12 protein-coding genes are annotated in these 12007 nt (G+C 69.0%); 4 read left to right on the forward strand and 8 right to left on the reverse strand.

Annotated elements, in window-relative coordinates; translation table 11 throughout:
• Nucleotides 1-131: 131 nt before the first annotated feature.
• The 8 genes from ACEU5R_RS16635 to ACEU5R_RS16670 all read right to left on the reverse strand — a co-directional run bounded on the left by ACEU5R_RS16635 (nucleotide 132) and on the right by ACEU5R_RS16670 (nucleotide 7713).
• The gene (locus ACEU5R_RS16635) at nucleotides 132-650 is read right to left on the reverse strand and encodes a methylamine dehydrogenase light chain (RefSeq protein ID WP_103275383.1); all 519 of its coding nucleotides are present in this window, start codon (nucleotides 648-650) and stop codon (nucleotides 132-134) included.
• Nucleotides 634-1275 (reverse strand): methylamine dehydrogenase accessory protein MauD, encoded by a 642-nt coding sequence (gene mauD / locus ACEU5R_RS16640; RefSeq protein WP_103275384.1) that lies wholly within the window; start codon nucleotides 1273-1275, stop codon nucleotides 634-636. The genes ACEU5R_RS16635 and mauD overlap by 17 nt, the downstream gene beginning before the upstream one ends.
• 12 nt (nucleotides 1276-1287) lie before the next feature.
• A complete protein-coding gene (locus tag ACEU5R_RS16645; RefSeq protein ID WP_103275385.1) occupies nucleotides 1288-1842 on the reverse strand; it encodes a MauE/DoxX family redox-associated membrane protein in 555 nt (184 codons plus the stop codon).
• Nucleotides 1839-3035, reverse strand: coding sequence for an amine dehydrogenase large subunit (locus tag ACEU5R_RS16650; RefSeq protein ID WP_392410897.1), 1197 nt, complete (start codon nucleotides 3033-3035; stop codon nucleotides 1839-1841). Before ACEU5R_RS16650 ends, ACEU5R_RS16645 begins: the two co-directional genes overlap by 4 nt.
• 27 nt (nucleotides 3036-3062) lie before the next feature.
• Nucleotides 3063-3944 (reverse strand): transporter, encoded by an 882-nt coding sequence (locus tag ACEU5R_RS16655; RefSeq protein WP_392410898.1) that lies wholly within the window; start codon nucleotides 3942-3944, stop codon nucleotides 3063-3065.
• 85 nt (nucleotides 3945-4029) lie between these two features.
• The gene (gene styD, locus ACEU5R_RS16660; protein WP_392410899.1) at nucleotides 4030-5529 is read right to left on the reverse strand and encodes a phenylacetaldehyde dehydrogenase StyD; all 1500 of its coding nucleotides are present in this window, start codon (nucleotides 5527-5529) and stop codon (nucleotides 4030-4032) included.
• A gap of 187 nt (nucleotides 5530-5716) precedes the next feature.
• The gene (locus ACEU5R_RS16665) at nucleotides 5717-6706 is read right to left on the reverse strand and encodes a quinone oxidoreductase family protein (protein WP_392410900.1); all 990 of its coding nucleotides are present in this window, start codon (nucleotides 6704-6706) and stop codon (nucleotides 5717-5719) included.
• Nucleotides 6707-6768: 62 nt separating this feature from the next.
• Complete coding sequence (locus ACEU5R_RS16670) at nucleotides 6769-7713, reverse strand: DMT family transporter (RefSeq protein ID WP_392410901.1); 945 nt, start codon at nucleotides 7711-7713, stop codon at nucleotides 6769-6771.
• Nucleotides 7714-7797: 84 nt separating this feature from the next.
• Between ACEU5R_RS16670 and ACEU5R_RS16675 the strand changes: the two genes are divergently transcribed.
• The 4 genes from ACEU5R_RS16675 to ACEU5R_RS16690 all read left to right on the forward strand — a co-directional run bounded on the left by ACEU5R_RS16675 (nucleotide 7798) and on the right by ACEU5R_RS16690 (nucleotide 12003).
• Nucleotides 7798-8676, forward strand: a complete 879-nt coding sequence (locus ACEU5R_RS16675) for a DMT family transporter (RefSeq protein ID WP_392410902.1) — start codon at nucleotides 7798-7800, stop codon at nucleotides 8674-8676.
• A gap of 101 nt (nucleotides 8677-8777) precedes the next feature.
• Nucleotides 8778-9218: a MarR family winged helix-turn-helix transcriptional regulator gene (locus ACEU5R_RS16680; RefSeq protein WP_392410931.1), complete on the forward strand. Its 441-nt coding sequence runs from the start codon at nucleotides 8778-8780 to the stop codon at nucleotides 9216-9218.
• Between the two features lie 95 nt (nucleotides 9219-9313).
• The gene (locus tag ACEU5R_RS16685) at nucleotides 9314-10753 is read left to right on the forward strand and encodes an efflux transporter outer membrane subunit (RefSeq protein WP_392410903.1); all 1440 of its coding nucleotides are present in this window, start codon (nucleotides 9314-9316) and stop codon (nucleotides 10751-10753) included.
• Between the two features lie 20 nt (nucleotides 10754-10773).
• Nucleotides 10774-12003 carry an efflux RND transporter periplasmic adaptor subunit gene (locus ACEU5R_RS16690; RefSeq protein WP_199770893.1) on the forward strand — a complete coding sequence of 410 codons (1230 nt, stop codon included), beginning with the start codon at nucleotides 10774-10776 and terminating at the stop codon, nucleotides 12001-12003.
• The last annotated feature ends 4 nt before the right edge of the window (nucleotides 12004-12007 follow it).

Here is a 12007-nt window from a genome sequence, read left to right on the forward strand (position 1 = left end):
CGCCCGGGGCGCAGGGGGGCCGCCCCGCGGGCCCCCCGGGCCCGGCCCCCCCCCCCCCCCCGGCGCCAGCAAGGCGAGCGCCAGGACCGCCGCGTGCCGGCGCGGCCCCCCGACGAAACGCCTGGTCCCGTTCATGGTTTGGGCTTGGCCAGGCCCACGATCACCGACGTGGTGCAGTGGAAGATGGACGACTCGTTCGACATGCACCAGTTCACGTCGTTGTGCAGGAACATCTGATAGCCCGGCCGCTCGCGCTCGGCCGCCGCGCACATGCACTTGCCGCAGGCGGTCTTGCCGCAGCAGTCGTTGTAGCTGATCAGGTAGTCCTTGCCGTCCAGCGGGTTGTGGCAGGTGCCGACCCAGGAAACGGCCGACGGCGATGTGCCCGGCGGGCAGGACGTCATGCTGCCGCCGCAGCAGGAGCACAGGAAGCCGTCCACCGCGCAGTAGCGCCAGTAGTCGCAGGCGGTCTCGTCCGTCTGCGGCTTCTTGGCGGCGGCGGCTGGCGCCGCGCGCGCCACCGGCAGCACCGGCATGATGAAGGCGGCGCCGACGAACAGGCGGCCGATGCGGTTGAGCACGCTGCGCCGCGAGGTGGCGTGGGCGACGGAGCGCGCGGCGCGCTCCCCAAGCTTATCCAGCCAGTGCATTGCGGTTCTCCTTGCGCGAAATGCGGGTCTCGTCCAGGGTCGCGCCGGTGGCCAGGAATTCCTGCACCGACGCCACGCCCAGTTCCTTGGCGGTGAAAAGGCTTTCCAGCTGTTCGCGGGAATTGACCAGGCCCTTGGCGCGGATCGTGCCCGACTCGTCGATCAACACCGCGTAGGGCAGCTTGCTGATCTGGAACTTCATGCCCAGCTCGGTGGACAGCAGATACGGAAAGCGCTCCAGCCCCGCCTGGCGGTAGAACGCCAGGTGCTCCGGCATCTCGCCGTCGCTGGCCAGCACGATGCGCAACCACGCATGCTCGGTGCCGGCCACCGACTTCAGGATGGGCAGCAGCTTCTTGCACACCGGGCACGACGGCGACAGGAAGAACAGCAGCTGGCTCTGCCCGCCGCCGCCGCCCACCGCGACCGGACGGCCCAGCAGGTCGTTGATGTCGAAGCGCGGCGCGGCCTCGCCCACGGCCGGGCCGCGGTCCATGGTCAGCGCGCCCATCGGCGCGACGCGTTCATACAGCACGCCGATCTGGCGCGACAGGGCCAGGATGACGAGCACCAGGCACAGCAGCACGCCCCACAGCAGGAAATTGGAAATGATCAAGGCATCCATGTGACGCTCCCTTCAGATTGCTTGCAGCTTGAGATGCGAAGCCAACAGGTGGTTGGCCGTGAAGTACAGGGCGACGGCGCTGGCGGCCAGGCCGAACACCGACGCGGCGTCCGTCCACAGCAGGCCGCGCGACAGGCCGGCGGCGCCGGCCGCCAGCACCGGCGCGGTCCAGGCCGCCAGCGCCGCGTTGCGCGCCACCAGCCACCAGGACAGTCCTGTGCCGCGCGCGCCGGGCCGGCGCGACATCGGACCGGAGCAGCCGCAGTCCATGTCGCGGCGGCCACGCGCCAGATTGAACGCCAGCCCGGCCGTGGCCGTGGCCAGCACCAGCAGCGCCAGGCCCGCGCCCGCCGGCTGCCACGCGGGCGTCAGCAGCAGCGCGCCCGCCGCGACTTCCGCCAGGGCGAACAGCAGCGCGAACGGCGTGCTGATGCCGGCCGGCAGGATCTCGTAGGCCGACACGGCGGCGGCGAAGCCGGGCAGGTCGCGGAACTTGTCCAGCGCGCCCAGCAGCAGCACGCAGGCCAGCGCCGCGCTGGCCGAATAGAAGAGCACGGGATCGGTCATTTCGCGGCTCCCGCCCAGGGCTGCGGCTCGACCTGCAGCGCCGTCTCGCCCGCGCCCTTGATGGCGCCCTTGAGCACCGGCGCGACCGGCGCGGCGTCGTAGACATTGACGTTGCCGCCGTCGATGGTGAAGAGCCGGGGCTTGTCGTCCTGCGACACCGACATGGACAGCGCGCCCTGGCCCGGGATGCGCGCCACGCGCTTGCGCGTGGTCAGGTCGTAGACCCAGATCTCGGCGGCCGGCGTCTTGTGCGTGCCCTCGGCGCCGTTCGGGTGCATGCCCACGTACAGGCGCTTGTTGGCCCGGTTCACCGCCAGCAGGTTGTAGCCGCCCGGACGCCAGCCGCGGTCCTTGCCGGACTTGTCCAGCAGCGACCAGGACTCGCCCAGGGTCACGTCCTTGGCGCCGATGTCGGCGCTGTACACATTGCCCTGGTAGGACACGAAGTAGAAGGTGTCGCCGACGTTCTCGGTGTGCGTGAAGATCGGATCCTTCTCCACGTCGAACAGCGGCTTGCTGCGCTGCTGGCCTGACGGCTTGCCGCTGTCGTCCAGGTCCACGGTCAGCAGCGCGCCGTCGCCGCAGATGCTGGCGAAGCCGCGCGGCCGCGACGGCGGCACGATGATGCTCCAGCAGCCGGCCGTGGCCGTGACCTCATCGGTGAACTTGCGCGTCTTCAGGTCCACCACCGTCACCGAGGTGGCCGGCGTGGCGTTCTGCACGAACAGCAGGCCGCCGTCGGTGCTCTGGCGCAGGTAGTTGCGGTAGTTCAAGGCCTGGGCGCGCTTCTCGGGAATGGCCACCTCGTACTTCGGCGTCAGCGCCTCGGCGTCCCAGGCCTCGACCACGTCGATGCGCTTGCCGCGGTTCAGGCGTTCGTAATAAGACGTCATCACATAGATGTCCTTGCCGTCGTTCGACACCGTCATGTGGCCGTTGAAGGACGTGGGCACCAGGCCCAGGAACTTCAGGCTGTCGCCGTCGTAAAGATTGACGCGGCTGTCGACCAGGTGGTTGAAGGCCGCGTCCATGACGTAAAGGCGATGCGGCGTGGCCGGCGGCAGGCGGGTGCCGCCTTTCAATTCCTCCACGGGCAGATCCGCCCGGGACGCGCCGGCGGCGGCGGCCAGCGCGGCGCACAGCGCCCAGCCTCCCACCCGCGCGGCGCGTGTTCTTGCACGTAGCGCACTCATTGTCTGTCTCCTTTCATGATCCTGTTCCTAGAATGCGTAGACATAGCGCATCTGCACGCCGCGCATGCGCGGCCCGTTCTCGACCTTGAGGTCGTGGATGTATTGCAGCTGAATCTGGTTCGACGGATTGATCTGGTGCGTCAGCTCCAGCGCCAGCTGGTGGTTGCGCGCGCGGCTGGTCACCGTCTGGCCGCCGGAACGCTCGCGCCCGCCGGTCTCGTAGCGGTAGCGCACGCCGGTGTAGGTGTTCTCGGTCAGGTTGGTCGAGGCCAGCGCGAACAGACGCAGCGACGGATCCTTCTTCAGGGTCTGGCCGAACCAATCGGTGTTGCGGCCATAGATCTCGACCTCGGCGATCGCCTCCAGGAAGGTGGATTCGCCCACGCCCTGCACGAAAGAGAAATCCTGCACCGTCGACCAGCGGTTCTTGCCCGGCGACACGTCAGGACGCGAGCCGTCGTAGCGGCCCACCGGCACCGTGATGAAGGGCTCCCAGGCGAACCAGGTCTTGGTCTGTTCGTTGTTGTAGAGCCAGAAGGCCGAACCCAGCGTCACGTCGCCGATGCCGGATTTGCGGTCGCGCGGCGCGCCGGGCGCTTCCTGCGTGGTCCGGCTCATCGGCACGATGAATTCCAGCTGCACGGTCTTGCCGTAGAAATCGCGGTAGTGCATCTGGCGGTAGATCAGCATGTCCACGTCCACCGACACGCCATCCGCGCGCTTGCCCGCCGTGTAGACGCCGGACGAACGCAACCCGGCCATGTAGCCGGCGATGATGTTCGTCCCCACCGGCGCGGGTATCCAATCGCGCGCGCTGGGGTCTCCCGCCCACGCCGCCTGCAAGGCCCCGACGCAAGCCAGCGCGAACGCCGCCCCTGCGCGAGACCGGAAACCGATCCTGCCTGCCATGCACTTCCCCTTGGTTGTCGACGCCGGCGCGGCCGCCGTTATGTCCCGGTCTGATCCGCGCGCGCGCCGTTTTTGGCGTTCTAGCCTAGTAAGCGATGCAAACCGACTTCTTCTCCAGGTACATGTCCATCACGGCGCGGCCGTGTTCACGGCCAAGGCCCGACTGCTTGAAACCGCCGAACGGCATGTTCGGATCCAGCATGTTGTGCGTGTTGACCCAGACCGTGCCCGCCGCGATGCGCGGGATCAGGCGCTGCACGCGCGACAGATCGTTGCTCCAGATGCTGGCGCCCAGGCCGAAGACGCTGTCGTTGGCCAGGCGCACCGCGTCGTCCAGCGTGTCGAAGGGCTGCGCCACCACCACCGGGCCGAAGATTTCCTCGCGCACGATGCGGGCATCGGGCCGGACGTCGGCGAACACCGTGGGACGCACGAAATAGCCTGCGCCCGCGCCGGCCTCGCCGCCCGCCATGACGCGGCCGCCCTCGGCGCGGCCCAGGCCGATGTAATCCAGCACGCGCTGCTGGTGCCGCGCCGACACCAGCGGACCGACCTGCGTATCGGCGTCGAAGCCGGAGCCCAGCTTCATGCCGGCGGCCACGTCGGCCAGCCCCTGCGCCACCTTCTGGTACAGGCCGCGCTGCACGTACAGGCGCGAGCCGGCGGTGCAGACCTGGCCCTGGTTGAAGAAGATCGCGGCCGCCGCGCCCTGCACCGCGCGATCGACATCGCAGTCGTCCAGCACGATCACCGGCGACTTGCCGCCCAGCTCCAGCGACACGCGCTTCATGTCGTCGACGGCGGCGCGGCCGATCAGCTTGCCGACCTCGGTGGAGCCGGTGAAGGCGATCTTGTCCACGCCCGGATGCGCGACCAGCGCGGCGCCGGCGGTTTCGCCACGGCCGGTGACCACGTTGACCACGCCGGGCGGAAAGCCGGCTTCCAGCACCAGCTCGCCCAGTCGCAACGCGGTCAGCGGCGTTTCCTCGGCGGGCTTGAGCACCACGGTGCAGCCGGCCGCCAGCGCCGGCGCGATCTTCCAGATCGCCATCAGCAGCGGGAAATTCCAGGGAATGATGGCGCCGACCACGCCCACCGCCTGCGGCAACGTATAGGCGCTGTACTGGGTTCCCGGCGGGAAGGGGATCGACAGCGACAGCGTCTCGCCCGTGATCTTGGTGGCCCAGCCGGCCATGTAGCGCAGCCATTGCGCGCCCGAGCCGACCTCCAGCCCCTGGGCCACGCCCAGCAGCTTGCCGTTGTTCAGCGTCTCCAGGCGCGCCAACTCGGCGCCGTGGCGCTCGACCAGATCGGCCAGCGCCAGCAGCAGGCGCTCGCGCCCGGCCGGCAGCATGTCGCGCCAGGGGCCGGATTCGAACGCGCGCCGCGCCGAGCGCACCGCCTGGTCGATCTCGGCGGCGCCGGCATCCGGCACGCGCGCGATGACCTGTCCGGTGGCCGGATCATGCACCGCGATGGGCTCGCCCTGCCCCGACCGCACGGGTTGGCCATCGATGAGCATGTGCTCCCGGATGGCGCCCAGTTCGGGACGTTCGGCGGCGGACGGAGTGAGGGTGGACGACATGCGGGCGCTCCAACGGATAGGTGGAGGCCAGGATAGCGCCGGCGTCCGGCGGACACTTGTCGGCGCGTGCATGGCGATTTGTCATTCTGCGCACGAGGCGCAAAAGCAAACGGCCCGGACGCCGCGACAGCGCCCGGGCCGGATCACGGCAAGGCGCTCGCCTGGGAGCGCCGCGCGCCGGGACGGATCAGTCCAGCATCAGCACCGTCGCGCCGGTGGTCTTGCGCGCCGCCAGCGCGGTCTGCGCCTCGCCCGCCTGCTCCAGGCCGTAGCGCTGGTCGATGCGGACCTTGATCTTCTTCTTCAGCACCAGGCCGAACAGCTCGTCGGACGCGGCCTGCAGCTTTTCCAGCGTGTTCACGTGCACGCCCAGCGACGGACGCGTGACGTACAGGCTGCCCTTCTGGTTCAGCACCGCCAGGTTCACGCCCGACACGGGGCCGGAGGCGTTGCCGAAGCTGACCATCAGGCCGCGCGGCTCGATGCAGTCCAGCGAGGTTTCCCAGGTGTCCTTGCCCACGCCGTCGTACACCACCGGCACCTTCTTGCCGCCGGTCAGCTCAAGCACGCGCTCGGCCACGCTCTCGCGCGAGTAATCGATGGTTTCCCAGGCGCCGTTGGCGCGCGCCAGCTCGGCCTTCTCGGGGCTGGAGACCGTGCCGATCAGCTTCACGCCCAGCGCCTTGGCCCATTGGCAGGCGATCAGGCCCACGCCGCCGGCGGCGGCATGGAACAGGATGGTCTCGCCGCCCTGCAGGCGGTAGGTCTGGCGGAACAGGTACTGCACCGTCAGGCCCTTGAGCATCAGCGCGGCGGCCTCGTCGAAACCGATGCCCTTGGGCACCTTGACGACCTGGTTGGCCGGCACGTTGCGCGCCTGCGCGTAAGCGCCGATCGGGCTCTGGCCATAGGCGACGCGGTCGCCTTTCTTCAGGTGCTTGACGTCGGCGCCGACGGCGGTGACTTCGCCGGCGGCCTCGAAGCCCAGGCCGTGCGGCAGCGGATGCGGATACAAGCCCGTGCGGAAATAGATATCGATGAAGTTCAGGCCGGCGGCGTGCTGACGAATGGTGACTTCATTGGCCGCCGGCGGCGGCACTTCCACCTCGGCGAGCTTGAGGACTTCGGGACCGCCATGCTGCTCGATACGAATTGCCTTGACGAGATTGCTGGCCATGCTGGCCTCCTTTCATGCGAGTGATGCGTGAGGGAATAACGCGGATAAAACGAAATCGGTATTCAGCGCGCCGGCCTGGCGCCGGCCGTCAGCACCAGCACGCCGGCCAGCACCAGGGCTGTGCCCGCCATCTGCCACGCGGTGATCGGCTCGTCCAGGAACCAGGCCGCCAGGAACAGCACCGATACCGGGCCGACCATGCCCAGCAGCGAGGCGGTCGGGGCGCCGATGCGCGCCACCGCCCACATCAGCATGAACACCGGCACCACGGTATTGAGCGTCGCATGGATCAGCGAGTAGCCGTAGACCCCGGCGGGCTGGAGCAGCATCGTAGCGGGATGCACCGCGAAGAACTGCGCAATGCAGGCCACGCAGGACACCAGCATGGCATAGGCCACCAGCCGCGTCGCGCCGACCCGCTTGATCAGCTCCCCGGAACAGATGAGGTACACAGAATAGCTTGTCGCCGAAGCGAAAACGAACAAAGACCCTAACAGCACCTCGCCGCCCCCGCCAAAGCTCAGATCGTGGGCGAACACCAGCACCACGCCGGCATAGGACAAGGCCATGGCCAGCCACTGGCGGCGCGCCACCGGCCGCTTGAGCCAGAATGCCGACATCAGCACCACCAGCGACGGCGACAGGAACAGGATCAGGCGCTCCAGGCTGGCGCTGACGTAGCGCAGCCCGAGAAAATCCAGGAAGCTGGACAGGTAATAGCCGATCAGGCCCAGCACGCAGACCTGCAGGCGCTCCCGGGCGCTCAGGGCGGGGATCTCGCCACGGGCGGCGCGGCGCGACTGGTGCCAGGCCACGGCAGCAAAGAAGGGCATCGCGAACAGCATGCGGAACGCGATCAGCGTGACCGCGTCGATGCCGTAGCGATAGGTGAACTTGACGACGATCGCCTTGGCCGAGAACAGCACGGCGCCCAGCGTCGCCAGGCAATATCCCGCCGCGCGGCTGGACGGATGGGTCAGGGGCAAGAAACGGACAAGGCGATTCATGCGATGATTTTAGTTTCAGCGCGCGCCCGTCCGTGCGCCTTGCCTGTGCATTTGTATTTTCCGCAACGCCCCTTCCCTCGCAGCATGACCCGACAACGCGCCCTGACCTACATCCACATCGCCGCCGTGCTGTTCGGCCTGACCGGCGTCTTCGGCGAACTGATCCAGGCCGGCGCCGTGGTCATCACCATGGGCCGCGCCGTCTTCGCCGTCGCCGCGCTGGGCCTGTTCGCCCGCATGCGCCGCCGCCCGCTGCTCGGCGCGCTGACGCCGGCGCAGCTGTTCGTGCTGGTGATCTCCGGCGCCTTGCTGGCCGCCCACTGGGTGACCTTCTTCGTCTCGGTCAAGGTCGGCGGCATCGCCATCGCCACGCTGGGCTTCGCCAGCTTTCCCGCCTTCATCACCCTGTTCGAGGGCCTGATCTTCCGCGAGCGCGTGCGGCTGGCCGAATGGCTGCTGCTGGGCCTGGTCACCGCCGGCCTGGTGCTGGTGACGCCGTCCTTCGACCTGGCCGACCAGGGCACGGTCGGCCTGGCCTGGGGCCTGCTGTCCGGCCTGACCTTCGCCCTGCTGGCCCTGAGCAACCGCCGTTCCGCCTCCGGCATGGATCCTATGCAGGTCGCCTGCTGGCAGAACCTGGTGGTGGCCCTGGTCATGCTGCCTTTCGCGGCGGCGCAACTGCCCTCGGTCGCCGCGGTGGATTGGCTCTGGCTGGCGCTGCTGGGCGTATTCTGCACCGGCCTGTCGCACTACCTGTTCGTGTCCAGCCTGACCCGGCTCAACGCCCGCAGCGCCGGGCTGGTCATCGCGCTGGAGCCGGTCTACGCCATCGCCTTCGCGTGGGCGCTGTTCAGCCAGCAGCCCACGCCGCGCATGCTGGCCGGCGCCGCCTTGATCGTGGCGGCCATCGTCTGGTCCGGCCTGCGCAAGGCGGCCGCGGCCTCGGAACCTACCGCACAGTAACAGCCTTGACAATAACTGACTAGGCAGTAAAATTCGGCTCCATGAATGCCGAAACACCCAACACCGACGCCGTCGTCCACTACCGCGGCAACGACAGTTGCATGACGGAAGACAACGCCGGCTATCTGATCAAGCTGGTCTCTTCCTCGTTGAACCGCATGCTGGATCAGGAAATGGCGCCGCTGGACCTGACCGCCATGCAGTGGCGCCCCGTCGCCATGCTGTATCGCGGCCGCGCCGACACGCCGGCCGAGCTGGCGCGACTGACCGGCACGGACACCGGCGCCATGACGCGCACGCTGGATCGCCTGGAAGCCAAGGGCCTGCTGCGGCGCAATCGCAGCCAGACCGACCGCCGCGTGGTCAAGCTCGAACTCACCGAGCTGGGTGAAACCAAGGCGCGCGAGATTCCGAACAACATCGCCCGCGTGCTGAATCATCATCTGCGCGGCTTCAGCGCCGACGAGGTGCAGCAGCTCAAGCACTTCATGATGCGCATGCTGGCCAACGGCTCGGCCTGTGGCAGCGCGCCCGAGCGCTGACGTACACGCGCATCCCCGCCCAGGCGGGTTTTCTTTGGCATAATATCTGCCTAGGCAAATACAGATTAATCAATTACTTTCAGCAAACCGTCAGGATGAAACGCCTTCTCACTACCGCTTTAGCGCTCGCCCTGAGCGGCTGCGCGCTGATGGAACCCGGCCCCGAACCCGTGCCGGCGCTGGACGCGACCAAGCTGGGATTGACCGGCCAGAATGCGCTTTGGCCCGCCGACCACTGGTGGCAGCGCTACGGCGACAGCCAGCTCGACGCCCTCGTGGATGAAGCGCTGGCCAACAACCCGTCGATGAGTTCCGCCCAGGCCCGCCTGGCCCAGGCCAATGCCGCCGTCAGCACGGCGCGTTCGTCGCTGCTGCCACGGGTGGACGCCAACTACACGCTGAACCGCGAGCACCTGTCCAAACAGTACATCTACCCTGCCCCGCTGGGCGGCTCGGTGGTCAGCGACAACCGGCTGGCGCTGGATTTCAGCTATGAACTGGACCTCTGGGGCAAGAACCGCTCGCGCCTGAAGTCGGCGGTCTCGCAGCAGGCGGCCTCGGCGGCCGACGCGCAGGCCGCGCGCAACCTGCTGGCCAGCGCCGTCGTGCGCGCCTATCTGAATCTGCAGAACGGCTTCGCCCAGCGCAGCGTGCTCAAGCGCGTGCTGGCGCAACGCGCCGACGTGCTCGAACTGACGCGCGGCCGCTATTCGGCCGGCCTGGACACGCAGGTCGAGGTCAAGCAGGCGGAATCGTCGCTGGCCGCGGGCAAGGTCGAACTGACGCAGGTCGAGACCACGCTGGCGCAGCTGCGCAACCAGGTCGCGGCGCTGGCCGGCGCCGGCCCGCAGCGCGGCCAGTCGCTGACCGAGACGACGCTGGTCGCGCCGGCCGGCGGCGTGCCCGCCAGCGTGCCGCTGGATCTGCTGGGCCGCCGTCCCGACGTCGTGGCCGCGCGCTGGCGCGCCGAAGCCGCGCGTCACGCCATCGACACCGCCAAGGCCGAGTTCTATCCGAACATCAACCTGACCGCCTTCGCCGGCTTCCAGGCCATGGGCACCGGCAACCTGCTGGACGCGGCCTCGCGCATGGCTGGCATCGGCCCGGCGATCTCGCTGCCCATCTTCCACGGCGGCGCGCTCAACGCCAACCTGGCCGGCCGCCGCGCCGACGCGGATCTGGCGATCTCGGACTACAACCAGTCCGTGCTGGACGCCGTGCGCCAGGTGGCCGATGCGCTCGACGGCCTGCGCCTGCTGGAGCAGGAGCGGGGCGAGCAGCGCCAGGCGCGCGCCGCCATCGACGCGGCCTACGACCTGGCCGTCAAGCGCTACAAGGCCGGCATGGGCAATTACCTGTCGGTGCTGATCGCGCAGACGGGCGTGCTGACCCAGGCCCGCCTCGACACCGACCTGCGCATCCGCGCCTACCAGCTGGACGCCGACCTGGCCTATGCATTGGGCGGCGGCTACACGCCCGCCGCGCCCGCCGCCCCAGACGCCCAGCCCGCGCCCGCCGGCGCCACCACTCACTGACCGACCCGGATTCAGACGTCATGAACGCTCCCGCTACCAACCCCGCCCGCAAACGCCTGCTGCTGCTCGCGACCGGCGCCTTCGTGCTCATCGCCATCGCCTACGGCATCTGGTGGGCCCTGTTCGGCGCCCATTTCGAAAACACCGACGACGCCTACGTGCACGGCAATCTGGTGCAGATCACGCCGCAGGTGCCCGGCACCATCGTCGCCATCGAGGCCGACGACACCGAAACCGTGAGCGCCGGCCAGCCGCTGGTGCGTCTCGATTCCGCCGACACCGACGTGGCGCTGCAACAGGCCCAGGCCAAGCTGGCCCAGACCGTGCGCCAGGTCCGCACCTATTACGTGCAGAACGATGCGCTGGCCGCCGACGTCGACCTGCGCAGCGCCGACATCGTGCGCGCCCAGGCCGAGCTGGCCCGTGCCCAGAGCGACGTCAGCCGCCGCCAGCAGTTGGCCAAGTCCGGCGGCGTCAGCGGCGAGGAAATCCTGCACGCCGAAGCCGCGCTGAAGTCCGCGCAATCCGGCCTGGCCCAGGCCAAGGCCGCGCTGGCCGCCGCGCGCGCCAAGCTCGCCACCAACCAGGCGCTGACCCGGGGCACCGACGTGGCCGGGCACCCGGACGTGCAGCAGGCCGTCGCCGGCCTGCGCAATGCCTGGCTGGCGCAATCGCGCACCGTGCTGCCCGCGCCGGTCGGTGGCGTGGTGGCGCGCCGCAGCGCCCAGGTCGGACAGCGTGTCGCCCCGGGCGCCGCGCTGATGACCGTGGTGCCGCTGGATCAGGTGTGGGTCGAAGCCAACTTCAAGGAAGGCCAGCTGCGCAAGATGCGCATCGGCCAGCCCGTCAAGATGAATGCCGACCTGTACGGCACCTCGGTGACCTACCACGGCACGATCGCCGGCCTGGATGCCGGCACCGGCAGCGCCTTCGCGCTGCTGCCCGCACAGAACGCCACGGGCAACTGGATCAAGGTGGTGCAGCGCGTGCCCGTGCGCATCACGCTCGATCCCGAGGACCTGAAGAAGCACCCGCTGCGCGTGGGCCTGTCGATGGAAGTGGAAGTCGATGTGGGCAAGCAGGACGGCGAACCGCTGACGCAGGCCGAACGCAAGGAACCGGCCTGGTCCACCCGCGCATTTGAGCCGGCGCACGGCGAGATCGACGCCATGGTCGCCAAGATCATCCGTGACAACCTGGACACCAGCGACGCCGTGGCGTCGGCGGCGTCCGCCGGCCCGGCCCGCTGAGGAA

This window comes from Achromobacter sp. 413638 (genome assembly GCF_043119405.1).
GTDB lineage: Bacteria > Pseudomonadota > Gammaproteobacteria > Burkholderiales > Burkholderiaceae_B > Achromobacter.

Excerpts from the sequence above, each read along its gene's own strand:
- ACEU5R_RS16680 (WP_392410931.1), top strand. The coding sequence starts at position 8,778 with ATGACGGAAGACAACGCCGGCTATCTGATCAAGCTGGTCTCTTCCTCG.
- mauD (WP_103275384.1), bottom strand. The coding sequence starts at position 1,275 with ATGGATGCCTTGATCATTTCCAATTTCCTGCTGTGGGGCGTGCTGCTG.
- ACEU5R_RS16690 (WP_199770893.1), top strand. The coding sequence starts at position 10,774 with ATGAACGCTCCCGCTACCAACCCCGCCCGCAAACGCCTGCTGCTGCTC.
- ACEU5R_RS16645 (WP_103275385.1), bottom strand. The coding sequence starts at position 1,842 with ATGACCGATCCCGTGCTCTTCTATTCGGCCAGCGCGGCGCTGGCCTGC.
- ACEU5R_RS16675 (WP_392410902.1), top strand. The coding sequence starts at position 7,798 with ATGACCCGACAACGCGCCCTGACCTACATCCACATCGCCGCCGTGCTG.
- ACEU5R_RS16635 (WP_103275383.1), bottom strand. The coding sequence starts at position 650 with ATGCACTGGCTGGATAAGCTTGGGGAGCGCGCCGCGCGCTCCGTCGCC.
- ACEU5R_RS16685 (WP_392410903.1), top strand. The coding sequence starts at position 9,314 with ATGAAACGCCTTCTCACTACCGCTTTAGCGCTCGCCCTGAGCGGCTGC.
- ACEU5R_RS16670 (WP_392410901.1), bottom strand. The coding sequence starts at position 7,713 with ATGAATCGCCTTGTCCGTTTCTTGCCCCTGACCCATCCGTCCAGCCGC.
- ACEU5R_RS16655 (WP_392410898.1), bottom strand. The coding sequence starts at position 3,944 with ATGGCAGGCAGGATCGGTTTCCGGTCTCGCGCAGGGGCGGCGTTCGCG.
- ACEU5R_RS16650 (WP_392410897.1), bottom strand. The coding sequence starts at position 3,035 with ATGAGTGCGCTACGTGCAAGAACACGCGCCGCGCGGGTGGGAGGCTGG.
- styD (WP_392410899.1), bottom strand. The coding sequence starts at position 5,529 with ATGTCGTCCACCCTCACTCCGTCCGCCGCCGAACGTCCCGAACTGGGC.
- ACEU5R_RS16665 (WP_392410900.1), bottom strand. The coding sequence starts at position 6,706 with ATGGCCAGCAATCTCGTCAAGGCAATTCGTATCGAGCAGCATGGCGGT.